The sequence below is a fragment of the Chryseobacterium lathyri genome (genome assembly GCF_019970085.1).
Taxonomy (GTDB): domain Bacteria; phylum Bacteroidota; class Bacteroidia; order Flavobacteriales; family Weeksellaceae; genus Chryseobacterium; species Chryseobacterium lathyri.
In genome coordinates this window covers 1-22265 of the sequence record NZ_JAHXYG010000005.1, presented here as the reverse complement: position 1 = coordinate 22265, position 22265 = coordinate 1, and the positions used below count along the sequence as shown (strand labels likewise).

Sequence of the window (22265 nt, the reverse complement as noted above, 5' to 3'; positions counted from 1 at the left end):
TCATATTTTTGCGAAATTATTAATTACAAAGAGATGGAAATATTTAATGATTTCTCTATTAAAGAGATCGTTACCTGCTTTATGGTTCTTTTTGCCGTAATCGATATTATTGGCTCTGTTCCTATTGTCGTAAGCCTTCAGCAGAAGTTTGGTCAGATAGAAGCTGGAAAAGCATCCATTACTGCCGGTGCAATTATGATTGTTTTTCTTTTTGTAGGAAACAAAATTCTTAAGCTGATTGGGGTAGATGTGAATTCCTTTGCCATTGCAGGAGCTTTTGTGATTTTTATCATAGCCCTTGAAATGATTTTAGGTATTGAGATCAACAAGACCACCGAAGCAAAGGCTGCATCCATTGTTCCCATTGCGTTTCCGTTGGTTGCAGGAGCAGGAACACTAACAACTACCTTATCTCTCAGAGCTGAATTTCATGATATTAATATTATTTTGGGAATCATTCTCAATACAATTTTCGTATATTTGGTGCTGAAATCAGCGAAATGGCTGGAAAACAAAATGGGGGAAGCTACCCTGTCTATTCTTCAGAAGGTTTTCGGGATCATCCTTTTAGCTATTTCAATAAAATTATTTACCGCAAACTTTGCCCAATTGGTGCTGAACTATATTAATTTTTAAGAATCATGCAGAAGTTTTATAAAGTATTTCTAGTTGTGTTTATCGTTTTTATTGCCATCAATCTTTATGCATTGGACTGGCAGACGGATCTTTTATCAGAAGATAACCTGAAGTTTGTATTTTCAATTGCTTCAGCAGTTCTAGGTCTGATTTTGCTTTTTGTACTGGATACATGGAGTAGGATTGGAGCTAAGAAATAATTCGGAATTACATTATTCTATATAATAAAACCTCTTTCGTTGGAAGGAGGTTTTTTGTTTTGTTTCGAGAGAGGTACTTCGAGGTCTTCAGCTACCTACAATACTCTTCTTTATTTTAAATCCATTATAGAAAATTTGGGTCTGTTACTGGTGACTGATGTTCCAGAAGTCCACTATTATCTGTATTTTAAGAAACCACCAGGTTCTTTAAAATGGCCTCCGATTTCAGTTCTGTTTCCCACCATTCTTTTTCCGGACTGCTCTGAGCCGTGATGCCGCCGCCTACAAATACGTGTACAGAATCTTTGTAAAGTCTTGCACATCGCAGGTTGACAAAATACATGATACTCTCCTCTGTTTCCACTTTAATGAAGCCGGAATACAGCTCGCGGGGAAATTTTTCAAGCTCCTGAATACTTTTTTTACAGAAATCCTTTGGAATTCCGCAGACTGCCGGAGTAGGATGGAGCTCATTGATGAGGCTGTCCAGATCTTCAGGCTTAATATGAGCTTTAAAATCTGTCCTTAGGTGTTTTATATTTCCCGAAATATGGTCGTAGGTCTCTGATATCTCAATATTGCCGGAATAGTTTTTAAGGGTATCCTGAATATAGGAAGTTACAGGTTTTTGCTCTTCAATTTCTTTTTCTGTCCATTCTTCGGATATAGGAAGAGTTCCCGCCAGGCTCATGGTTTCAAACTCATGGGTTGTTTTGTTAAATTTCCCCAGAGTCTCTGAAAAAGCCCCCATCCAGGCATGCTGCCCATTATTGAAGATATATCTGAATGCGTTTGGGTAGGATGTGCATAGTTTTTTAAAACTTTCTTTGAAATCTATCCCGCTAAAGTCTTTGAAAATCTTCCTTCTTGAATACACCAGTTTTGGAAGCTGATGATCTTTAATAACGCTAATGACCTGATGAAGTTTGCTAATATACTCCTCTTTGGTTTCTGCATTGAAAAAGCTTTCGTCTTTCAACAGGGTTTCATTGGTGATGTCGGACTGATCAAACTGTTCGGAAGCATGAGTAATATTGCCTTCAAAACTGATCTGCCTCAACAGGTCAAAGGAATGAAAACTCACAGATTCACCGTTTTGTTTCTGATCAGTTGAATATAATGTTTCGTTGAAAGGAAGTTTGAAATAAATCATGGGTTATGAATAGGTTTTGAAAATCACCACCCGGAAATACAGTAGGAAATTCCCAAGTTGATTTTCCTTTCAGCAAAGGTATTATTAGTCTTAAAACTGTCAAAATTAAAAGAGCTGTTTTTATGAAATATTTGTCATAAACGCATTAAAAAAGACCCAAATTTTTTGAGTCTTTTATTTTTTGTTGATATTTTGAATTATCTCAGAAGAATATTGTTCGTCATCGTAGTATGATTGATCAGTACACCTTTTTCATCTCTGATCTCAATTTCAGAAACATGCATGGTTTTTCCCTTTCTGATGAAACGTGCTGTAGCTGTTACGACTCCATCTTTTTTACTTTTTAGGTGGTTGGAATTGATATTGGTTCCCACCCCGTAATATTTGCTGCCGTCGATAAACATATTGGACAGGCTTGAACCTAAGGTTTCAGCAAGTACGCAGCTTGCCCCTCCGTGCAGGATTCCGAAAGGTTGGTGTACCTTTGGCTGTACCGGCATTGTGGCAGTTAAAGTTTCATTTTCAACGTCAATATCGATGAACTGTATTTCAAGTGTTTTTGCTAATGTTATATTTTCTCCCCAGTTGTTTAAGAACGTAAGGAGCTCTTCTTTAGTCTGACCTTTCATTGTATAAGTGATGAATGATGATTGATAAATAATAAATAATGATTAAGAGAGTAAAGAGTAATTTCGTTAACTTCTAACTTCTAACTTCTAACTTCTAACTTCTAACTTCTAACTTCTAACTTCTTCTTCGTTGCCAGCTCCCATAATATTCGGGTTCCAGTTCGCAGGGATTTTAGGAACAATATCATATTTTACATAGTAATCCTGAATTTCTTCCATGATCTCGGAAAAAGGAACTGAAGCGATCCTTTCATAAGGTATGGTATAGCCTAAATACACGATATTTCTTTTGAAATCACCTGCCGCCAGAACAATCGGTACTTTTGCGGCCAATGCCATATGATAAAAACCTTTTCTCCATTTCGGAACCCAGCTTCTGGTTCCTTCAGGAGTAATAACAAGGCTGAAATCTTCTTTTTCGAACTGTCTGGCAACAAAATTCACCAGGTCATTTTTCTGGCTTCTGTCGATACCAATACCGCCAAGTCCTTTTACAAGACTTCCGTACCATGCTTTGGTGTGGGCATCTTTGATAATGATTTTTAAAGGTTTTTCTAAAGACCAATAGGCAAGATTTCCTAACAGATATTCCATGTTGTGGGTATGGGGTGCTACCACAAGGATACATCGGTTCAGACTATTCACATCGCCCTGCAGAACGACTTTCCAGCCCAGCATCTTTAACATCAGTTTACCTATCAGTTTTTTCATATATCTTTAGATTAAAAACAAAAAAGTATAACCAAACTGGTTATACTTTACAAATATATTGAAATATTATCGCTCTTAAAACAAACCGCTGATTAAATCTACGATTTTCATAACAATTTCTAGTGCAACTTGTACCATGGTTAAGGTGTTTTTTAATGATTTGGTTAATTATTTTTAACTATACGAATGTATAACATTTTTTTAACATAGCGAACTAAATAATAATATTTTTTCTGATTTCTGAGAGAAGAAGAGTGTGAATTTCAAACGGTTGCCTTCCATTCACACCTTCTGCACTCTCTGAAGTTAATTATTTAGTTTGTATGGAAATTTCGTCTTTTCCGTCTTTGATTTTGATGTCCACGTTTTTGTTCATCTTTTTGATGCTGGACTTCATAGAATCAATTACCTGGTCTGCCTGGTTATTCGGAACTTTTTTCCCGTTGATGATAATGCTGTCTTTATCATTAGAGTTATATTCTATGGTAGAACCATTTACAGAAATCTTATTCTTTTCAATTCTGATATTACCGTTTTCGTCCTGATCCTGGTCGTCATCATTGATGCCGTCTCCGTTCAGATCTCCGTCAAAATCCATTTTATCTTTTTTCAATGGAATTACTACTGCATTTTGAGGAACTACTAGCTCATAATCTACTCTGTAATGTCTGAATCTGTGTTCATACGGATATTTAATGTAGTTAGGAAGCATTACCTTGTTACCCACTATTTCTACAGGAACATTAATCTGAACCGGAACATTATAGCCATTTCCTTCTTTTTTGATGATCAGGTAAGGTGTTTTTACCTCAGGCTTTCTTGTTACTTCTACATATACATAATCTTCTTTGTAAACTGTTTTTTTATCAGAATAAATATCATCGTCATAGGCTGTGAAGTTCTGAGGAATATTCACCTGTTTCAAATCTACATAAAGCGTATCCGATGTAGTATTGATGGCAATATTCTCGGTATCTTCCTTACTTCCTTTATAGATCAGGTTTTTCTTAGCCATGCTTACTCCAAAATAAGTTCCAAGACCTATCAGTAAAAGAAACAGTCCTCCGATTACCCATCCGATATTTCTAAGTTTAGTCTTCGGTGAGAATATTTTGATGCTTAACAAGCTGAAAAGGATAGTAGGAATTAAACATCCGATGATCATGATAGCGACCAATACTTTATCCAGACCGTTGTCATCCATATAGAATCTCATCTCATTAGCTCCTGGGAAATCTGCATCCATACCAAATAATCCAAAGATTACAAATATACCGATGATGCTTCCAATAGCCATCAATACAAAGATTGCTCCTACAAAGTATTTCAGAATATTCCAGATACCGCTGCCTGCATTGTCAATATAAGGTTTGGATTCGTTGTACATTTCCCCGACTCTCTGAGTAGATTCATTGGCAAACTGAACCAATTTATTAGACTCATTTTTAAGATTGTCGAAGTTCATAGGCTTTCCCTTCATTTTCAGGAAATCTGCTGCTGTTTCTGCTTTTGGAAGTACGATCCAGAGAATTACATACAGAAGTCCAATCAGCGAAGAGGAGATAGCTGCTGTGAAGATCCCCAGTACAAAAATCCCCAGCCAGATGGCTCTCATTGCTGTAATGTCCATTCCTACATAGTGAGCAAGTCCAGCACATACCCCAGCGATCTTTTGTCTTTCAGGATCACGGAACAGCTGTTTTTTGTCTGTATATTCCGTTCCTGACTGAGTTGTTTTTTTAGTATTTTTCTCAGAAAAATAAGCCTCTTCCTGCTCTTCAATTTTTTCCGGAGTTCCGATCTGAGCAATTACTTTTTCTACATCAGAATCATTTACAACTTCACGTTTTCCTAAAGAATCTCTGAAGATTTCTACCATTCTTATTTCTATATCATGCATTACCTCCTCCTCTTCTGAAGCATCCAGTGAGCTTCTCAGTGCATTCAGGTAATCGCTGAGCTTTATATATGCGTGTTCTTCTATAGTGAAAGAAAAACCTGCGAGTCCTATTGAGAGTGTCTTGTTCATAGCTTTGTTTTTTAAATTTTTTGAGTAATTTGGTTTACTGATGTTGTCAGCTCTGCCCAGGTATTTTGAAGTTCGTCCAAGAAAAGCTTGCCTTTTTCTGTAATCTGGTAGTATTTTCTTGGTGGTCCTCCTGTAGATTCTTCCCATCTGTAGGAAAGGAACTCGCCATTTTTCAGTCTTGTAAGGAGAGGATAGAGGGTTCCTTCCACTACATCCAGTTTTCCTTTTTTAAGTTCATCGATAAGGTCGGAAACATACATTTCACGATGGTTGATGAGACTTAAAATACAGAATTCCAGAATTCCTTTGCGCATTTGCGCTTTGGTATTTTCAGTATTCATCTTTAATAAGTTTTGTTAATTAGTTATAGTTTCAGAATAATGTTCCTAGCTAGATGAACCTATTCCGATTTTACATTACAAAGATATGTAATTAAAATGGTAATATGCAATACAAAGTAGTGAAAAAACATAAATAAATTATGTAACTAATTGAAAATCAAACAAATTATTTTTATTGATGATTTTTAGATATGAGAATTTTAAAGACAACCAGATCAACTTTTACTAATTTTTCCTTTTAAGCTGGTAGGCCTTAAAGTAACAAGAGCTTTTTTCTTCAATGCTTTCTGATAGGATATAAAACTGAATTTTTTGTAGAATTTACGGATGATAAGAGCCATTTCCATAATGGCAAAGTGTTCACCAATACAAAGCCTGGGCCCGGAACCAAAAGGGTAGTAAGCGAAATTTTTGGCATTTTCATCATCAAAACGCTCCGGAATGAAAGAGTTTGGGTCTGTCCAATATTTAGGATTTCTGTGAAGACCGGTGATATATAGTATGATTAAAGTATCTTTCGGCCAGGAATATTCATTAAAATGATCATTTTCCAAAGCCTGACGATCAATAGCCCAGGCTGGAGAATGCAGCCGCATAGCTTCTTTGATGATATTTAAAGTAAAAGACTTTTTCATTAAACTTTCAGACGTAAAAACCATTTCCCCCTCGTCTGCAATCTCTTTTTTTAATTTTTCCTCAGCTTCAGGACTTTGACTGATTTCAAAAAAGATAAAGCTTAACGCATTAGCGGTTGTTTCGTGACCGGCGATGAAAAGGATAAGCATTTCATCGACCAATTGCTCATCAGACATCGGAAGTTGCGTATCTTCATATCGTGTTTGGATAAGCATGTTCAGCAAATCATCTTTCTCTTCTCCTGAACTTTTCCGTTTATCCAAAACCCCTTGAATAATAGCTTTTGACCTTTCGCTTTTTTCAATAGTTTTGTCTATAATGCCCAAAACTTTTAAAATTTTAGAATAAAAAGGCAGGCGAACCTCTTTGGCGAAAACTTCCTGAACTTCTGTAATGATTTTACCCAGTTCTTTCACCTGGGTTTCACCAATATCAGAGCTGAAAAGAGTTTTTGCGACAATATTAAAAGCGAGCTTATGAAAGAAATCATAAAGATCTATATCCTGCCCAGGCTGGAATGAATGAAAAGCTTTATCAATTTCCTCTTCCATAATTGAAACCAGGTTGGTGATTTTCGTTTTGCTGAAACCAGGTTGGATCAGCCTTCTCTGTTTCAGCCAGTCTTTTCCGTTATTCGTGAGCAAACCGTTTCCCAGGTACTTTCCTAAAGTAATGGATTGAATCTCAGATTTGTAATAGTTTTTATGATTTTGCTTTAAAATATATTCTGTGAATTCTTTATCCTGAGAAAAAATAAAGTTCTTATTGGTGAAATTGGTTTTGATATAGTAGTTATCTCCTGCAATTTTGTGGTTTCCGGTAATAACCTCTAACGGATTTTTTATTCCTTTAAATAAAGAATACAGCTTTCTTGTTCCTTTAATTTCCGTTGGATAATTGAATTCTGGAGACATATTACAGATATTTCCATTAAAAATACAACTAATCTCTTATATAAAATAGCTTTCAGCCAAAACCCCTATTTTTGCATAGAATTTGTTGAAAAACTAATGCATAAAAATCACCCATGATCAATACAACCACATTATACAGGTCGCTGTCAGCATTGATACTGCTTGGACCTCTTTGTTTCGGGCAATATCGTTTTGCCATCGAAGATGCATCCAGGAAATATAACGCAGAGGTTACAGTTGAAGAATGTCAGGCTGATGCCTGTAGAAATAACGCTGCTATCATACTGTTCAGTAAAAGCGGAGAGAAGCTACAGACTCTTGCTTCCGGAGATTTTGTCATGTATTTTGAAAAAGAGGCGAAACCGTCAAGCACCAGTGTAACAACACTAACCCACGGAATGGTCCATGATAATCCTGTGGTTTTTGGAGATTTCAATTTTGACGGGACGGAAGATGTAGCCATAAGAAACGGCAGTGGCGGAAACTATGGCAGTGCTTCTTTTGATGTGTATGTATTTAATTCCACAAAGAAAAAATTTGTTCTGAGTAAAGAACTTACTGAAATTGCCAGCTCCTATCAGGGAATGTTTGACGTAGATTCCAAACGAAAACGATTGACCACTTATGCCAGATCCGGTGCATCTCTACATTACACCTACGAATATCAGGTGATTCCCAACAAAGGATTGGATCTGGTTTACGAAAAAATCAGTGATTTCAGTGATGAAAAAACGAAAGTGACTGTTAGAGAAAAGATTAATAATAAATGGATCGTTAGAAAATCATCCAAATAATAAAAAAGAAATGAAAATACAAAAGGAGATCGATTTTATCCTGGCAGTTGATGCCCTGAAAAACGTACAGAGAAGAAATTACAATGCCGATGATTCCAGAAGGGAAAATACGGCCGAACACTCATGGCAGATCATTATTTTGGCGCAGATCCTTTATCCGTATGCTAAAAACCGTGCAGATATTGATCTTTTAAGGGTCATAAGAATGCTTTCCATTCATGATTTAGTGGAAATAGAAGCAGGAGATACTTTCCTTTTTGATGAACAGGCGATGGTAGGAAAATTCGAAAGGGAAAAGATTTCAGCGCAGAAAATCTTTGGAATCCTTGATGAACCTTTGCGTGCCGAGTTCTTTGAATTATGGCTTGAATTTGAGGAAGAAAAAACGCCGGACGCTATTTTTGCCTGCGCCATTGACCGTATCATGCCGTTTATCTTAAATTCACACACTTCAGGAAGAAGCTGGACGGAAGCCGGTGTGACTGAAAAGCAGATTAGAAACATGCTGGAAAATGCTATTAGAAGGGCATCGGATGAGATGGGAGAGGCCTTTGAGACATTACTGATCAGAAGCTTGGATACTGACAAGGTTGTTCGGTAGATTTATCGCAAAAAAAATTAAAATTAAAACTGCTGTTTTTTAAGATAAACAAGAGCGTTTCACTTATCAGAATAATACAATTTTACAAATACAATTTTTTTTTACCTTATAAAGGGTTTCGGGCGGCCAAAGGCCGCCCGAAACTTATTCTCTACATTATTCTTATCGGTTTTTTAAACTCATCAATCGCTACAAAAGTGAAATCACCCACAATGGCTCTTTCTCTTTCATACGAGTACATTTGCTCCGTATAGATTTCTACATTCACTTTCATACTGGTTTTTCCGACATAGTCAACTTTTCCGATCAGCTCTACAATGGTTCCTGCAGGGATAGGCTTTTTAAAATCGATCTTATCGCTGCTTACAGTTACCACTCTTTTTCTTGCAAAACGGGTTGCAGTGATAAAAGCTACTTCATCCATCAGCTGCATGGCAGTACCTCCGAAAAGAGTGTCATAGTGATTGGTAGTGTTGGGAAAAACCGCTTTAAAAATTCTGGTCTCGGATGCTGCAATTCTTTCTTCTGTAGTCATATTTCATTATTAATTAATGCGAAATGAAATAATATCAAAATAACAGAACAGTGACAGGAATCATGGAGAATCCCTGAAGCAGTCCATCAGATCAATAAACTTCAAATCGCGAAAGTTTCTTGTTTAAAGAAATAGGCAGGTCTCCTGACTTGTAACATCTTTTATCTCCTTCCCGTGCCCTGCACAGTGGATCCTTGATAAAGACTTCAGTTACTTACAGTTGCGCGACAGTCCGTGATTTTCACACGGTTCCCTTTTAATCTGCGTTAAGCAGAACCAATTTCTGTGATGAATTAGCGTTAAACTTTTTCAGGGCAAAAATAAGAATATTACTGCGAAAAACGACAATTATTCCGGACTATTGTAAATAATCTGGCTCATTACCTTTCCTTCCTTGATGGTCCAAAGTGTGACATATCTGTTTTCACCAGAGCTATTGATCATATAAAGATAGATGTGATCATTGTCAAGAGCCGTTACTCCGACATTATTGAAATCCATGGTAGGCTGGAACATATTTTTAATAGCTTCCCTTACAAAAACAGAACCTCTTCCCGGCTGTTGTACTCTGATGGACTTAATCTCAGTCATCCCTTCCGGAAGCCCGTCTTTAATTCCCCATGGTTTTACTTTATCAATCGTAAGGATCTTTCCATCCGTATCTTTTTCCTGCTTTCTGTAACCGGCATTGGACGGATAAACGTCAATAACCACCTTGGTTCTTTGTGAAGTCGGTATTTTTGGATTGCTGTTGTCTGTGAAGATTAGTGATTTCCCGTTCTTGGATTTAGAAGGTGTAAACTGAGGAAGCTGGTCTATAAAGGCAATACGCCCTTTATTTACCATCCCTTCCTTCTCAAGATTCTCATATCTTACAAAAGGTTTTTCCTCATCCTGCTTTTCAGGATATTTAATCCATACCCATTCCGTTTCTCCGGGTGCAGGTTTTACATAAACAAATACATCCCCTTTACGCATCCGGATCTTGTCTACGATTTTTCTGTAGTCATCCTTATGGACGCGCACGTTGGCGTAGCCTTCTTCAGCTTTTACAACACCAAAAGGAACCTTATTCTGTCCCTTGACAAATGCCAAAGAAAAAAGGCTGAAAGCGGAGAGGTACAATGCTTTGTTTATGGAAATCATTTGATGAAAATTTTTGATCCCTCAAATATATAAATTAAATGTTTTTTTGATCAGTAAAATATAACAGTATTTGATTAAAATGATCAATATGTTCTAAAAAAGTTATTATCTGATCAGAAAATAATAAATTTTTTTGTGTAAAACGTTTCAAATGGAGTATTTATTAATTAAAATTTAATAATATGTAAATAATTTAAACTATTTTTCAAACGAAAATCCATACACAAATAAATATGATCAAAAACCTACTTTTTATGCTTCTGCTTTTTTCAGGTGCAGTACAATTTCAGGCAGCCAGTAGAATAGACAATATGTGCGCAGAATCTGCCTTTACTGTTCCGATGAATTTAGCAGCTTCCAATATCAGTTTTACTTCTGCACATATCACCTGGGATCCTATACCGGGAGCTACAGGCTATACCGTGAAATGGAGGGCCTCAACATCTGCGGTATGGCTCTCGATGAATATTCCTGCCGGGGCCACTTCTGCTGATCTGGATAATCTCACACCCTGTCTGGGGCATATGGTTCAGGTGATTGATAATGCGTCCGGAGATATATCCTTTCCGTTAACCTTTTATACCCATCTTAATTACTGCAGATCCACTTCTACTAATTTGGGAACATTGTATTTATCGAACGTTACGATAACTCCTTCCGGGGGACTTCCGGCAATGGTAAGTGCTTCATCGATGTCAAACCATACGGATTTTCGTATGGACTTACCCCGCCGCATACAGCTTGGGGTGGGTAGTGTAAATAATGTTTTATCGGTAACACCCAGTTGGGCAGCAGTACCGGGGACATCTTATGTAAAAGCGTGGATAGATTTTAATGCGAACGCCATTTTTGAAGCTTCGGAAATGATCGTTTCTACTATGGTAGATTCTACAAATCCTAAAGCTTTTATATTTAATGTTCCTTCTTTTGCCGGTATAACCCAGTGCGGAACAGCAATGAGGGTAATCATCAGCCAAACACAGCCTGCTGGTCCATGCGAAATATTTACGTATGGAGAAGTGGAAGACTATGGAGTAACTTTTGTGAACATGAATCTTGCTGTAGATGAAACTGGGAAATCCAAAGAAATAAGTATCTATCCGAATCCTGCTTCAGACGTTTTATATATTTCAGGACTTTCCTCACAAGCTGAGTATGAAATTTTCTCAGTCTCAGGGCAGAAAGTGGGAGAGGGAAGAACCTCTGAAAATACAGTAGATATTCGTTATCTCGCTAAAGGAATTTACTTTATTCAGCTTAAAAGTAAAGAAAATACAACCCGGTTGAAATTTATCAGGAAATAAATAAAGATAAAATAGCGCTGATTTTTCAGCGCTATTTTTTTATAAGTTTTAAGCTATAAATCCTAAATCATCAGATTCTTTCCAGCTCATCTGCATTAATTGTTGTTTTGAAAGTTCCGTAGTTGACGATCACTTTATTTTTGGAAATTTTCTCAATAGTTCCTACGCTGGTACTTCCCGGAATACGGACACGCTGTCCTTCTTTCATCCAGACGGCACGGTCGGTTTTACGTTTTTCTTCCAGCTTTTCATTGGTTTCAGCAATCTTTTCAATTACATCTTCCTTTTTAAGCTGTTGCGTGATCTTTCTTTTCACCACCTGAAGACGTTTCGATTCATCTTTATCAGCACCTATTTTTCTGAATTTTTCCTGTTCAAGCAGTTTCACAAAATCCTTGACAACGTCTTTTCTGGATTTTCCTTTTACATAGCTGTCGATAAACGTTTCAATCTTATTTCCAAACTGAAGCTTTCGGTGTTCTTCTTCATATAGTTTTTGAAAGTTGAAAAGCTTTTGCTGCAGCTGCTCGTTCAGCTTCTGAAGATTGTCGCGTTTGTCTTCCACAGATTCCTTTCTTTCCGCAAGATCGGTTTTCAGTTTTTCAACTTCAAATTTTTCCTGCTGAAGCTTTACAATCGTTTTATCAAGATTGACAATATCATGTTCTACTTTCTTTTTGGCAGCATGAATAATAAACCTTGGGATCCTGTTCTTTTCGGCTACTTCAAAGGTAAACGAGCTTCCTGCCTGTCCCACTTCCAGCTTATACATCGGCTCAAGGGTTTCCTCATCAAAAAGCATTGCTGCATTTTCAGCATTCGGAAGCTGTTCTATCACCAGTTTGATATTTGTATAGTGCGTGGTAATGATGGCGAAACTCTTTTTATCATAGAAATACTCCATGAAGCTTTCCGCAAGGGCACCGCCAAGTTCAGGATCAGATCCGGTTCCAAATTCATCAATAAGCAAAAGCGTATTGGCATCAGCTTCACGGATGATCCCTGCCATTTTTTTAAGCCTTGACGAATAAGTAGACAGATGATTCTCGATCGATTGGTTGTCTCCGATATCGGTCATGATCTTTTCGAAGAAGAACATTTCAGACCTCGGATGTACCGGTACCAGAATTCCACTCTGGATCATCAGCTGAAGCAACCCAACGGTTTTCAGTGTGATAGATTTTCCTCCTGCATTCGGTCCGGAAATACAGATAATTCTGTTATGGTCTGTCAATGACAGGCTTTGTGGGAAAATAGTTTTGTTCTCTACTTTATTTCTCAGCCATAACAGCGGATGGTATGCGTCTTTTAGCTTTAACGTCCTGTGACGGTTAATCTTCGGAAGAATTCCGTTAACAAGCTCAGCAAATTTTGCTTTTGCTCTTGTAAAGTCAAGATCAAAAATATAAATCTGGTATCTCCAAAGCTGAGGTTGGAATTCTGCCAGTTCCGCAGTCAGTTTTCTGAGGATCTTATCGATCTCTTTCTTCTCTTCCTCTTCACTTTCGCGCAGCTTAAAGTAATGTTTTACAACGCTATCCGGCTGAATATATGTGATAGAGCCTGTTTTTGAAATTCCTAAAACTCTTCCTGCCACCCTTTTCTTAAACCCGGATTTTACTGCTAAAACCCTTTGATCTTCAATAATAGTTTCGCGGATATCATCCAGAAAGTCGCTTTGTCCGTAATTGAACAGCGCACGGTTGAAATTCTCCTGAATGGCTTTTTTAGCCTGTTGAATTTCAGCTCTGAGCTCCTTTAGCACAGGAGAAGCATCACTTTTTACTTCCCCAAAACGGTTAAAGACCTTATCTATCTTATCAATAATCTCTTTTTTGAATTCCAGCTCAGAAACATCTCCTATCAGGTTAGGAAAGGTGTCGGGCATGGTCGGGAAAAACTTCTGAAGTTTTCCTATCTGTTCAGTTAAGGTTTTTATTTTAATGAAAGCACTGTTTTCCAGACGGTAATTCTCGATCAGCATTAATTTCAGCTCACTTTCGATATCTTCATATTCATCGAACGGAATTGCATTTGAACTCTCAAAACTCGAAAGGTACTCCGACGTTTTTTTCAATGAAAGTTCCGCCTCGTCAATTTCCATGGGACGAAGTTGAAGAATTTTTTCTCTCGTTTTCGGAGAATACGCAAATGGAGAGATTTCCGCGAGCAATTGCGGAAACTCTAATTCGTTTAAATCTTCTTTATTTATATACACATTGCAAATTTAGTGAGAAAATGTGATTATTATGTATATTTGAGATATTTACCAAATTAATGATTGAAACAGACCGGCTAATATTAAAGGAAATTAACGAAAGCCACGTAGAAGATATCCTGAAGATTAGAAGCAACGAAACTATTAATCAGTTTGTGAAAAGGAATTCTCCGAAAACGAACTATGATGCTCTGCAATTTATTTTAACGATTAAAGAACGAACTCAGAACGGGCAAACCCTTTATCTGGGAATTACCTATAAAAATCAGCCGAATCTTATCGGAACCATCTGTCTGTGGAATTTTTCTGAAGACAGAAAAACGGCTGAAGTCGGCTATGAATTATTACCGGACTATCACAGAAAAGGAATTATGTCTGAAGCCTTAACAGCTGTTTTAGATTATGGATTTAATAAATTACATCTACAGGAAATCTTAGCGATTACCCACAAGCTTAATGAAAACTCGAAAGGTCTTCTTTTGAAGCATAATTTTGTTTTGGAAGAGAACAGAGAAGATGAGGATTTTCCCGACAATATTATTTTTAGTTTAAAGAAAATAATGAATTGATTTCCCCACAGACTGCATTGTTTAGCATATGAAAAATGAAATAAAATCATTAACAGGGTTTAGAGGTATTGTTGCGCTATGGGTAACATTTTTCCATTTCAGTTACTTTAGAAATTTTTGGATCCAGTCCGTGAATGGGAAGGGATATGTAGCGGTAGATATCTTTTTTGTACTGAGTGCTTTTCTGCTGGCGGTATCTTATTCGGGAAAATTTCAGCACCTGACTTTTGACGGTGTGCAGAGGTTTTATAAGAAAAGAGTCAACAGGATCTATCCCGTATATTTTTTGTCTGTTGTTTTTATCATCCTTTTTATAGCAAAAAATCCTACCTGGGCTCAATTTTTAGTCAATGCAGCACTTATACAGTGTTTTTTTAATCCTAATTATTCATTAAATGAAGTGTACTGGTCATTGAGCACAGAATGGATTTGTTATCTGATATTTCCCTTTTTGCTATGGGGCATACTTAAATATAAACTAAACAGTTGGTTCCTGATCATATTAGGTTTAGCTTTAAGAGGTATTGTTTCTTATCTGCCGGACATATATTTTGATGATGCACCGCTTGAGATAGACAGATCTTCTCAATACCTTGATATCGTTTTTGGAGTAAGTTCTTTATTGCGAACGGTATCCTGCTATTTTATAGGAATTGGCATTGCATTTTTACAGGGAATAAAAATAAAGAAAAGTAACCTTTTTATTTATGGTGTAGTTATTCTATCCTTTTTACTTCTGTACACTGCAAGAGGATTATTTTTTATTCCGTTACTGTCAGCAATTATTATAAAGCATCTGTATTCAGAAAAAAAGAGTCTGGTCAAAAGTTTTTTAGAAACAAAAGCAGTTTACTTTCTAGGAAATATTTCATATTCATTATATATTATCCATTATATCGTAAGGCGACAGAAAATAGTCATTGTAGATTCCTACCATCTCAATAATTTTCTTCTGATTGGATTTTCTATTCTGTTGTCTTATTTTTCTTACATACTTATTGAAAAAAGAGTGAAAATATTTCAAACGTAACTCACCCAGTCATTTCAATAACTATATCATACAATCATTATATTACCAGATTTGGCTATCCAGGAATTAAAGAATATTTTTGTAATATAATTTCGGTAAAGGAAGAATTATATCACATTAATACATTTACAAATTATCATACCAATCCCATGACCTGGACAGAAGTTTTAGCCCCGATAAAGAAAACAGAATATTTTACCAACCTTTGGGAAAAAGTAAAGCAGGAATACGCAACAACTAAAGTATTTCCACCTAAAAAACAGATATTCAGAGCACTGGAGATTACTCCTTTTGAAGATGTTGAGGTGGTGATCCTGGGGCAGGATCCTTATCATAATGACTATCAGGCCAATGGTTTGTGTTTTTCCGTTTCAGAGCAGGTAGCAGCACCGCCTTCACTTAAAAATATCTTTACAGAATTAAAAGACGACCTGGGAATTGAAAGAACCTCCAAAGAATTGGATGACTGGGGAAAGCAGGGCGTATTATTACTCAATGCTACTTTAACGGTTCGTGCCCATTCACCTAACTCTCACAAAGATTTAGGCTGGGAAAAATTTACAGATTTTATCATTAAAGAAATTTCGGATAAAAAAGAGAATGTAGTATTTGTTCTTTGGGGGGCTTTCGCACAAAAAAAAGCCGAACTCATAGATCCGGCTAAGCATTTTATTTTAAAATCGGCGCATCCGTCACCGTTTTCTGTACATAGAGGTTTTTATGGAAGCAAACCCTTCTCAAAGATCAATGAATATCTGGTCTCAAAAGGGAAGAAACCTATTTCTTGGTAGAATTTGATTTCCCGTCAGCTTTTGTAATTTTGATCCCGATTCTGTACTGTCCATCCAAATCTTTTCCTCCTGGTTCAGCTTTCCGGGAAGGAGTTAATTCTTCCAGTGAAATGGTATATCCGTTGAATTCTGCAGACTTGTGGTAATTTCGCCCCGTGTTATCCATGGTGGCAAGTGTTAAAACCATAGGGCGGGAGTAAGTCCCCATAACTTCTACCTGTGCTACGGCAACTCCTGCCCAAATACATGCAACTCCTTCAGGACAGCGGCTGTCTTCAGAAATACCTTTGAAGGTCACATTCATTTCGTATTCTTTAAGGAATTTATTTTCTCCCTGATTAAAATAAATGACGCCTCCTTTTTGTGCTGAATTTTTGGTTTCATTCATAGGAGAAGGGGTTCCGGCGGTTGATCCCGGGGCTTTTGTTTTCTTTTGGGCATTGCATCCTGCTAAAGTGAGCAGTCCCAGACTAAGTATGATGGCTTTATGGAACATATTTTTATTTTTTAAATAATATCAAGCATATCTAAAACTACTACCAAAAACATTGCCACACCTACCACAAGACTAAAACCGGTTCCGTAAATGAAGCCGATAAATGCACCTTTAGTAGATTGTAAGGCCTTATTCATATCCTTACTGTCATGAAGAAGTTCCCCGATAAATACCCCGGCAAACATTCCGATCAGAAACCCTAAAGGAATAGGAATGAAAATTCCTACGATGGTCCCAATAACTGATCCGATACTTCCCCAACGCGTTCCACCGTATTTCCTGTTGGTTTTTGCTGGAATTACATAGCTTAAAACTACAGAAATTGCTGTGAGGATCCCAAATGCCCAGATATAAATCATCGGCAAATCTGCATTTGTCCCGAATTTATAAATTAAAAGTCCGCAGATGCTTAGCAAAAGCCCAGGAAGTACAGGCAGGAAAGTTCCCAGCATCCCGAGAACCAATAAAATGAGACAGAGAATATTAATTAAGGTGGTATCCATTCTTTTAAATTATCAATGCAAGATAGGAAAAAAGAAAATTCGCAGAAGCCTTTTTAATATTTGGGATGAAAATTGATTGTCAATAGTAAGATCATCATTCTTAATTTTATAAATTTGCCGTAATGAAAGACGAAATACAAGACACTAAGAATTTTTTGCAGGAAATAAGTGATCAGCTATACATCTATATCAGCCAGGTAACACCCGGCGGGATGGATTGGGTTGTTCATATTATTATCAAGCTGGCACTTTTGTGTGCTGTATTTTTAGTAGTAGATTTTGTTTTTAAATTTGCGATCAATTTTATTTTCAGGTTTTTCCGGAATGACGAAAAATATCCGATCATCCGGTCAATTTATCAGTCTAAGATTTCCAATTCTGTGGCTCATTTTGCCGCTCTTTTGGTGGTCGCAGGAATACATCCTTCTATATTTCCGGCAACGGCACTCCCTAAAACAAATATTTTTATTAACAGATCTATCAATTTGGGGCTTGTACTTATTCTTGCCGGAATGCTTTACAGGTCATTAACGGGTTTTAGAAATTATTTTACCATAAAGCAGGACTTTTATAAGATCATGGCGCTGAATGCTATTTCAGAAACCGTAAAGATCTTAGGAATCTTCATATTTTCCGTATTGGGAATATGCGTCATATTTGGAATTAAAGGAACCACTATTGTCGGGAGTTTAGGAGCTATTACAGCTGTACTGGTACTGGTTTTCAGAGATACCATTTTAGGTTTTGTAACCGGGATACACGTTGCTACTTCCAAAAATCTTAAGGTAGGGGACTGGGTAAGCATTCCCAAATACAGTATGGAAGGAAATATTATAGATATCAGCCTTCTGACAACGAAAGTCATGAATTTTGATAAAACAGTTTCTACAATTCCTACCTATGACCTTTTGACGACAGAGATCAGAAACCTTCAGGTCATGTCCGAATCCAATACGAGAAGGATCAAAAAATCTATTTACTTTAATATCAATTCTTTTAAATTTTTGAATGAAGAAGATATTGAACGTTTAAAAGAAATCAACCTGATCTCAGATTACCTTCAAGAGAAAACACTGGAGATAGAAAAAGAAAAACAGGACCTGAAGCATAATGATAAGACCATTAACGGAAGGCAGCTTACCAATATCGGGGTTTTTAGGTATTACGCCCAAAAATATATAGAGAATGATCCGGATATAGATCAAAAAGGAGCTAAAATGGTTCGTCAGCTGGATATTACACCACAGGGACTTCCCCTTGAAGTGTATTGTTTTGCAAATGATTCTAAATGGGAACATTTTGAGCAGATCCAGGCTGATATTTTCGACCATCTCCTGGTAGCTTCCAAAGAATTTGATCTTCAGGTGATGCAAATAAGCATTAAGGCATAAATAAAGAAGTCAGAAACTAGAGATTATTATAATTTGACCATTACTTTTATCTAACTAGAGAAGTAATTCCAAGAGCTAATTTCTAATCTCTTAAAAATAACATCTAAATAAAGAAATGACAAAACTAAGTGTAAACATTAATAAAATTGCAACATTAAGAAATGCCAGGGGAGGTGATACGCCAAGCGTAACAGAAGCAGCAATAAAAATCCAGGAATTTGGAGGACAGGGGATTACCATTCACCCGAGACCTGATGAGAGGCACATTACAAGAAAAGACGTATATGATCTGAAACCGCTGGTTACAACAGAATTCAACATTGAAGGAAATCCGCACCGCTCTTTTATTGATATGGTTCTGGAAGTAAAGCCTGAACAGGTAACCCTGGTTCCTGATGCAGATGATGCCATTACATCCAATGCAGGGTGGGACACTAAAAAACATCTGGACTTTCTGACCGAGATTATTACAGAATTTAAAAAAGCAGGAATCCGTACCTCTGTTTTTCTTGATCCTTTACCGGAATTGGTAGAGCACGCTGCAAAAACAGGAGCTGACAGAATTGAGCTCTACACTGAAGCTTACGCGAAAAACTATCTGACGAACAAAGAACAGGCTATAAAACCTTATTATGATACAGCGGTTGCTGCTACGGAATTCGGTTTGGGAATCAATGCGGGGCATGATCTGAGCCTGGAAAATTTAAAATACTTTGCGGACCAGATTCCAAATCTTCTTGAAGTTTCAATCGGGCATGCCTTGGTTTCCGAAGCCCTTTATATGGGACTTGAAAACACCGTTCAGGCTTATTTGAAGAGACTGGCAAAATGGTAATTGATTAATAAGATGAACGAATTTTGTACCCCTTTACCTGAAGACAGGAAAAAATATATTAAAGATCTAGGAAGCATCCTTGTAGATGATTACGGTAAGAAGAAATTTTATAAACCTGAAGAAATAAAAAAAGCCAATCAAAAAACTTCATGGAGTAATATAAGCGGTGCAATTGATTATTCCTGTTGGGGAATGGCTGTTTTTTCCTCGCATGAGGATTTTGATTCATATCATAAAGTTTCGGGAGAAATCTGCGATTATGCCGAAATGAAGCAGGCCATGCTGGAGGGAATTTCTTCAGGAGGATTCAATTTCGTTATTCCTGAGCTTTCCGACACAGAAATCGATTTATCCTGGCTGGATATTGGGGATATCTTTCAGGCAGTTGGAGAATTTTTTTCATCATTTTTAGACTAATACATAATGGATAATAATATACTTAATTCAAAAATATTCGGCGAGAACCTTACGGTTACGCCACTTCTTGTATTTCACGGACTGTTTGGAATGCTCGACAACTGGGGAAGTTTTGGAAAAGACTTAGGAGAGTATCTTCCGGTACATTTGATCGATCTTAGAAATCACGGGAGAAGCTTTCATTCCGAAAGTATGTCACATGACGATCTGGCAGACGATATTGCCCATTATATGGATCATTATGGTATTCAGAAAGCCCATGTTTTGGGTCATTCCTTAGGGGGGAAAGCCGTGATGCAGTTTGCTTTAAAATACCCTGAAAGAGTAGAAAAGCTGATTGTAGTGGATATTTCCCCAAAAGCCTATCCTCCGCATCATCAGGGGATTATTAAAGCCCTTGAAACGGTAGATTTCAATACGGCAGACTCACGTGGTGATGTAGAAGCCATATTAAGCCAATACATTCCTGAAAAATCTACGATCCAGTTTCTGGCAAAAAATCTGTACTGGGACGACAATAAAAAGCTGAACTGGAGATTCAATCTTAAAACCTTATCTGAAAAATATAACGAATTTGTTTCTAATGCGGTAAAATTTGGGGTTTTTGAAGGCGATTCTTTATTTATTGCAGGCGAAAAATCAAATTATATCCTTCCTCAGGATGAATACGGAATCAAACAGCAGTTTCCAAAAGCTAAAATTGTTACGGTAAAAAACGCCGGACATTGGGTTCAGGCTGAAAATCCAGTTGATTTCGCGAAAGTTGTTAAAGTTTTTTTGGGTTTAAATTAATTTAATTCTTTCTTTTTACTGATTTAGTTAAAATTTTCTTAAAATAAAACAATATATCCCCGTGTATTGAAATTTTTTGTATTTTAGTTTGCATAAAACTAAATATAATAACTTATGGAAAAGAAAAACTCAAAAAAGCCATTCTTTGCTTCGTTTTTAGAGAAACAAATTCAGGATCCTGAAGCTATTCAAGGAGGTGGAATTACAACACCTACTACTGATGTACTTACTGTACCAACGAGAGACACTATAACGACTTCACCGTTCCTAGATAATGCAACATCGCAGTTAAAAGATCAGGTAGTGACACTGAAATACCCTTCCGATAGTGATGAGAGTGGAGAACTGGATGCTCTATAATCAGCATACAAGACAATATAATCTAACTCAATTACCATAAAAGACGAGAATTTAAAAAAGAAGCTTTTTCTGCTTCATTCCTGGAAAAGCAGATCAAAGATCCGGATACCATCCAGGGAGGCGGAATTATTAACAACACTGATAACGATATCGTTACGGCACCTTCAGTTGAATGTAACAGCACAGGTTTTTGATCACGTGACATTTCCAAGCAAGGATCTTTTGGTTACGATGAAATATCCTTCTGACGGTGATGATGATGTTGTTTAAATTTCTCTAGAAAAATTTAAAACATATTTTAACCAAAACTAAATTATTATGAAAGACAAGAATTCACAAAAGAAGCCGTTTTTTGCTTCGTTTTTAGAAAAGCAGCTTAAAGATCCGGAAACAGTGAAAGGAGGTGGTGAGATTACTATTCCTGAAAGAGATGTGATCACAAAACCGTCAGTTGATACGGTGACTTCACCTCAAGATGATCTGATGCATACAATGAAGTATCCATCTGACGGAGATGATGATGCCCCAACAGTACCATTAGACTAATACTTTAAAGAAATAATCGTATTATACAATCTTTCAAAGGAAACTTACCACTAAGTTTCCTTTTTTAATAAAATCCGGCCAATGATTCTCTGCATTACCCACTCGAATGATTTTTACAATATTGATATTTTTTTTGAATATCTTTCTTCTAAGAATATTTCCTGTTTCAGGCTCAACTCTGACCGGATGAACCATCTCCAGAAGATCAGTGTGAATGAAGATTCATTTGAACTCACTGATGAGTCTGGAAATACCGTTCATTCCAAAGATATCAAGGCAGTGTGGCACAGAAAGGCCTGGGGAATAAGCGTTCCTGAGGAACTGGATGAAGACTACAAAAAAATATTCCTGAGCGCGTACGCAAATCTCCGTTATAACCTGATCACTGTTTTGGAAGATATTCCATGGATCAATCCCTATGAAAATGAAAGGAAGATCGATGGAAACAAAATGCTTCAGCTGAAAATAGCTAAAGACAATCATTTGACTATTCCTGAAACCATTTTTTCCAACGATGAACACCAGATCACTGCCTTTTTTCATGAATTCTGTAATGGTAAGGCGGTTGCAAAACTTCATAGCCTGACCGCAAAATCAATGAGCGGTGAGAACCTTATTTCAACGATGATCATTGAAGAAGATACCCTGGAACATATTGCAGACATTGCTTACTGCCCGATGATCTTCC

27 protein-coding genes and 1 riboswitch are annotated in these 22265 nt (G+C 36.9%); of the genes, 16 read left to right on the top strand and 11 right to left on the bottom strand.

Features of this window, described 5'->3' with window-relative positions:
• The first annotated feature begins 33 nt into the window (after positions 1-33).
• Complete coding sequence (locus LC418_RS15985; protein ID WP_111960736.1) at positions 34-636, top strand: MarC family protein; 603 nt, start codon at positions 34-36, stop codon at positions 634-636.
• A 5-nt stretch (positions 637-641) separates the two neighbouring features.
• The gene (locus LC418_RS15980; RefSeq protein WP_111960738.1) at positions 642-836 is read left to right on the top strand and encodes a hypothetical protein; all 195 of its coding nucleotides are present in this window, start codon (positions 642-644) and stop codon (positions 834-836) included.
• A gap of 187 nt (positions 837-1023) precedes the next feature.
• On the opposite strand, the gene LC418_RS15975 is transcribed toward LC418_RS15980, so the two are convergent.
• The 6 genes from LC418_RS15975 to LC418_RS15950 all read right to left on the bottom strand — a co-directional run bounded on the left by LC418_RS15975 (position 1024) and on the right by LC418_RS15950 (position 7249).
• The gene (locus LC418_RS15975) at positions 1024-1989 is read right to left on the bottom strand and encodes a chorismate-binding protein (protein WP_223559881.1); all 966 of its coding nucleotides are present in this window, start codon (positions 1987-1989) and stop codon (positions 1024-1026) included.
• Positions 1990-2186: 197 nt separating this feature from the next.
• Positions 2187-2618: a PaaI family thioesterase gene (locus LC418_RS15970; RefSeq protein WP_111960742.1), complete on the bottom strand. Its 432-nt coding sequence runs from the start codon at positions 2616-2618 to the stop codon at positions 2187-2189.
• 108 nt (positions 2619-2726) lie between these two features.
• On the bottom strand, positions 2727-3329 hold the full coding sequence (locus tag LC418_RS15965) for a 1-acyl-sn-glycerol-3-phosphate acyltransferase (RefSeq protein WP_111960744.1): 603 nt from the start codon (positions 3327-3329) through the stop codon (positions 2727-2729).
• Positions 3330-3639: 310 nt separating this feature from the next.
• Positions 3640-5358, bottom strand: coding sequence for a PspC domain-containing protein (locus LC418_RS15960; protein ID WP_111960746.1), 1719 nt, complete (start codon positions 5356-5358; stop codon positions 3640-3642).
• A gap of 11 nt (positions 5359-5369) precedes the next feature.
• A complete protein-coding gene (locus tag LC418_RS15955) occupies positions 5370-5699 on the bottom strand; it encodes a PadR family transcriptional regulator (protein ID WP_111960748.1) in 330 nt (109 codons plus the stop codon).
• A 215-nt stretch (positions 5700-5914) separates the two neighbouring features.
• A complete protein-coding gene (locus tag LC418_RS15950; RefSeq protein ID WP_223559880.1) occupies positions 5915-7249 on the bottom strand; it encodes a cytochrome P450 in 1335 nt (444 codons plus the stop codon).
• Between the two features lie 113 nt (positions 7250-7362).
• Here LC418_RS15950 and LC418_RS15945 point away from each other — a divergent pair, with 113 nt between their 5' ends.
• Positions 7363-8043 (top strand): XAC2610-related protein, encoded by a 681-nt coding sequence (locus LC418_RS15945; protein WP_223559879.1) that lies wholly within the window; start codon positions 7363-7365, stop codon positions 8041-8043.
• Between the two features lie 10 nt (positions 8044-8053).
• Positions 8054-8644: an HD domain-containing protein gene (locus LC418_RS15940; RefSeq protein WP_223559878.1), complete on the top strand. Its 591-nt coding sequence runs from the start codon at positions 8054-8056 to the stop codon at positions 8642-8644.
• A gap of 151 nt (positions 8645-8795) precedes the next feature.
• Here the strand turns inward: LC418_RS15940 and LC418_RS15935 are convergent, their stop codons facing one another.
• Both LC418_RS15935 and LC418_RS15930 read right to left on the bottom strand, forming a co-directional pair.
• Complete coding sequence (locus LC418_RS15935; protein WP_111960756.1) at positions 8796-9179, bottom strand: acyl-CoA thioesterase; 384 nt, start codon at positions 9177-9179, stop codon at positions 8796-8798.
• Positions 9180-9296: 117 nt separating this feature from the next.
• Positions 9297-9475: riboswitch (cobalamin riboswitch) on the bottom strand.
• Between the two features lie 52 nt (positions 9476-9527).
• The gene (locus tag LC418_RS15930) at positions 9528-10325 is read right to left on the bottom strand and encodes a hypothetical protein (protein ID WP_223559877.1); all 798 of its coding nucleotides are present in this window, start codon (positions 10323-10325) and stop codon (positions 9528-9530) included.
• Between the two features lie 233 nt (positions 10326-10558).
• Here LC418_RS15930 and LC418_RS15925 point away from each other — a divergent pair, with 233 nt between their 5' ends.
• Positions 10559-11629, top strand: a complete 1071-nt coding sequence (locus LC418_RS15925) for a GEVED domain-containing protein (RefSeq protein ID WP_223559876.1) — start codon at positions 10559-10561, stop codon at positions 11627-11629.
• A 70-nt stretch (positions 11630-11699) separates the two neighbouring features.
• On the opposite strand, the gene LC418_RS15920 is transcribed toward LC418_RS15925, so the two are convergent.
• A complete protein-coding gene (locus tag LC418_RS15920) occupies positions 11700-13847 on the bottom strand; it encodes an endonuclease MutS2 (protein WP_223559875.1) in 2148 nt (715 codons plus the stop codon).
• A gap of 59 nt (positions 13848-13906) precedes the next feature.
• Here LC418_RS15920 and LC418_RS15915 point away from each other — a divergent pair, with 59 nt between their 5' ends.
• The 3 genes from LC418_RS15915 to LC418_RS15905 all read left to right on the top strand — a co-directional run bounded on the left by LC418_RS15915 (position 13907) and on the right by LC418_RS15905 (position 16237).
• Positions 13907-14416 (top strand): GNAT family N-acetyltransferase, encoded by a 510-nt coding sequence (locus tag LC418_RS15915; protein ID WP_223559874.1) that lies wholly within the window; start codon positions 13907-13909, stop codon positions 14414-14416.
• A gap of 28 nt (positions 14417-14444) precedes the next feature.
• A complete protein-coding gene (locus LC418_RS15910; protein WP_223559873.1) occupies positions 14445-15446 on the top strand; it encodes an acyltransferase family protein in 1002 nt (333 codons plus the stop codon).
• Between the two features lie 149 nt (positions 15447-15595).
• The gene (locus LC418_RS15905; RefSeq protein ID WP_223559872.1) at positions 15596-16237 is read left to right on the top strand and encodes a uracil-DNA glycosylase; all 642 of its coding nucleotides are present in this window, start codon (positions 15596-15598) and stop codon (positions 16235-16237) included.
• On the opposite strand, the gene LC418_RS15900 is transcribed toward LC418_RS15905, so the two are convergent.
• Positions 16224-16733 carry a hypothetical protein gene (locus tag LC418_RS15900; RefSeq protein WP_223559871.1) on the bottom strand — a complete coding sequence of 170 codons (510 nt, stop codon included), beginning with the start codon at positions 16731-16733 and terminating at the stop codon, positions 16224-16226. The two genes, LC418_RS15905 and LC418_RS15900, sit on opposite strands and share 14 nt — an antisense overlap.
• An 11-nt stretch (positions 16734-16744) precedes the next feature.
• Positions 16745-17236: a DUF456 domain-containing protein gene (locus LC418_RS15895; RefSeq protein WP_223559870.1), complete on the bottom strand. Its 492-nt coding sequence runs from the start codon at positions 17234-17236 to the stop codon at positions 16745-16747.
• A gap of 122 nt (positions 17237-17358) precedes the next feature.
• Here LC418_RS15895 and LC418_RS15890 point away from each other — a divergent pair, with 122 nt between their 5' ends.
• The 8 genes from LC418_RS15890 to LC418_RS15855 form a co-directional block, all read left to right on the top strand.
• Positions 17359-18627 (top strand): mechanosensitive ion channel family protein, encoded by a 1269-nt coding sequence (locus LC418_RS15890; protein ID WP_111960774.1) that lies wholly within the window; start codon positions 17359-17361, stop codon positions 18625-18627.
• A 115-nt stretch (positions 18628-18742) separates the two neighbouring features.
• Positions 18743-19462 (top strand): pyridoxine 5'-phosphate synthase, encoded by a 720-nt coding sequence (locus LC418_RS15885; RefSeq protein WP_111960776.1) that lies wholly within the window; start codon positions 18743-18745, stop codon positions 19460-19462.
• A gap of 12 nt (positions 19463-19474) precedes the next feature.
• Positions 19475-19879 carry a hypothetical protein gene (locus tag LC418_RS15880; RefSeq protein ID WP_223559869.1) on the top strand — a complete coding sequence of 135 codons (405 nt, stop codon included), beginning with the start codon at positions 19475-19477 and terminating at the stop codon, positions 19877-19879.
• Between the two features lie 6 nt (positions 19880-19885).
• Complete coding sequence (locus tag LC418_RS15875) at positions 19886-20671, top strand: alpha/beta fold hydrolase (protein ID WP_223559868.1); 786 nt, start codon at positions 19886-19888, stop codon at positions 20669-20671.
• Between the two features lie 114 nt (positions 20672-20785).
• Complete coding sequence (locus LC418_RS15870; protein WP_111960782.1) at positions 20786-21031, top strand: microviridin/marinostatin family tricyclic proteinase inhibitor; 246 nt, start codon at positions 20786-20788, stop codon at positions 21029-21031.
• Positions 21032-21229: 198 nt separating this feature from the next.
• Positions 21230-21301, top strand: coding sequence for a microviridin/marinostatin family tricyclic proteinase inhibitor (locus tag LC418_RS15865; protein WP_223560199.1), 72 nt, complete (start codon positions 21230-21232; stop codon positions 21299-21301).
• A 48-nt stretch (positions 21302-21349) separates the two neighbouring features.
• Positions 21350-21577 carry a microviridin/marinostatin family tricyclic proteinase inhibitor gene (locus LC418_RS15860; protein WP_111960784.1) on the top strand — a complete coding sequence of 76 codons (228 nt, stop codon included), beginning with the start codon at positions 21350-21352 and terminating at the stop codon, positions 21575-21577.
• A gap of 81 nt (positions 21578-21658) precedes the next feature.
• The coding region (locus tag LC418_RS15855; RefSeq protein ID WP_338075552.1) for an MvdC/MvdD family ATP grasp protein at positions 21659-22265 on the top strand (607 nt) is incomplete at its 3' end.

What these genes read in the sequence shown, in the direction of transcription:
- LC418_RS15985 (WP_111960736.1), top strand. Translation starts at nt 34, where the DNA reads ATGGAAATATTTAATGATTTCTCTATTAAAGAGATCGTTACCTGCTTT.
- LC418_RS15980 (WP_111960738.1), top strand. Translation starts at nt 642, where the DNA reads ATGCAGAAGTTTTATAAAGTATTTCTAGTTGTGTTTATCGTTTTTATT.
- LC418_RS15975 (WP_223559881.1), bottom strand. Translation starts at nt 1,989, where the DNA reads ATGATTTATTTCAAACTTCCTTTCAACGAAACATTATATTCAACTGAT.
- LC418_RS15970 (WP_111960742.1), bottom strand. Translation starts at nt 2,618, where the DNA reads ATGAAAGGTCAGACTAAAGAAGAGCTCCTTACGTTCTTAAACAACTGG.
- LC418_RS15965 (WP_111960744.1), bottom strand. Translation starts at nt 3,329, where the DNA reads ATGAAAAAACTGATAGGTAAACTGATGTTAAAGATGCTGGGCTGGAAA.
- LC418_RS15960 (WP_111960746.1), bottom strand. Translation starts at nt 5,358, where the DNA reads ATGAACAAGACACTCTCAATAGGACTCGCAGGTTTTTCTTTCACTATA.
- LC418_RS15955 (WP_111960748.1), bottom strand. Translation starts at nt 5,699, where the DNA reads ATGAATACTGAAAATACCAAAGCGCAAATGCGCAAAGGAATTCTGGAA.
- LC418_RS15950 (WP_223559880.1), bottom strand. Translation starts at nt 7,249, where the DNA reads ATGTCTCCAGAATTCAATTATCCAACGGAAATTAAAGGAACAAGAAAG.
- LC418_RS15945 (WP_223559879.1), top strand. Translation starts at nt 7,363, where the DNA reads ATGATCAATACAACCACATTATACAGGTCGCTGTCAGCATTGATACTG.
- LC418_RS15940 (WP_223559878.1), top strand. Translation starts at nt 8,054, where the DNA reads ATGAAAATACAAAAGGAGATCGATTTTATCCTGGCAGTTGATGCCCTG.
- LC418_RS15935 (WP_111960756.1), bottom strand. Translation starts at nt 9,179, where the DNA reads ATGACTACAGAAGAAAGAATTGCAGCATCCGAGACCAGAATTTTTAAA.
- LC418_RS15930 (WP_223559877.1), bottom strand. Translation starts at nt 10,325, where the DNA reads ATGATTTCCATAAACAAAGCATTGTACCTCTCCGCTTTCAGCCTTTTT.
- LC418_RS15925 (WP_223559876.1), top strand. Translation starts at nt 10,559, where the DNA reads ATGATCAAAAACCTACTTTTTATGCTTCTGCTTTTTTCAGGTGCAGTA.
- LC418_RS15915 (WP_223559874.1), top strand. Translation starts at nt 13,907, where the DNA reads ATGATTGAAACAGACCGGCTAATATTAAAGGAAATTAACGAAAGCCAC.
- LC418_RS15910 (WP_223559873.1), top strand. Translation starts at nt 14,445, where the DNA reads ATGAAAAATGAAATAAAATCATTAACAGGGTTTAGAGGTATTGTTGCG.
- LC418_RS15905 (WP_223559872.1), top strand. Translation starts at nt 15,596, where the DNA reads ATGACCTGGACAGAAGTTTTAGCCCCGATAAAGAAAACAGAATATTTT.
- LC418_RS15900 (WP_223559871.1), bottom strand. Translation starts at nt 16,733, where the DNA reads ATGTTCCATAAAGCCATCATACTTAGTCTGGGACTGCTCACTTTAGCA.
- LC418_RS15895 (WP_223559870.1), bottom strand. Translation starts at nt 17,236, where the DNA reads ATGGATACCACCTTAATTAATATTCTCTGTCTCATTTTATTGGTTCTC.
- LC418_RS15890 (WP_111960774.1), top strand. Translation starts at nt 17,359, where the DNA reads ATGAAAGACGAAATACAAGACACTAAGAATTTTTTGCAGGAAATAAGT.
- LC418_RS15885 (WP_111960776.1), top strand. Translation starts at nt 18,743, where the DNA reads ATGACAAAACTAAGTGTAAACATTAATAAAATTGCAACATTAAGAAAT.
- LC418_RS15880 (WP_223559869.1), top strand. Translation starts at nt 19,475, where the DNA reads ATGAACGAATTTTGTACCCCTTTACCTGAAGACAGGAAAAAATATATT.
- LC418_RS15875 (WP_223559868.1), top strand. Translation starts at nt 19,886, where the DNA reads ATGGATAATAATATACTTAATTCAAAAATATTCGGCGAGAACCTTACG.
- LC418_RS15870 (WP_111960782.1), top strand. Translation starts at nt 20,786, where the DNA reads ATGGAAAAGAAAAACTCAAAAAAGCCATTCTTTGCTTCGTTTTTAGAG.
- LC418_RS15860 (WP_111960784.1), top strand. Translation starts at nt 21,350, where the DNA reads ATGAAAGACAAGAATTCACAAAAGAAGCCGTTTTTTGCTTCGTTTTTA.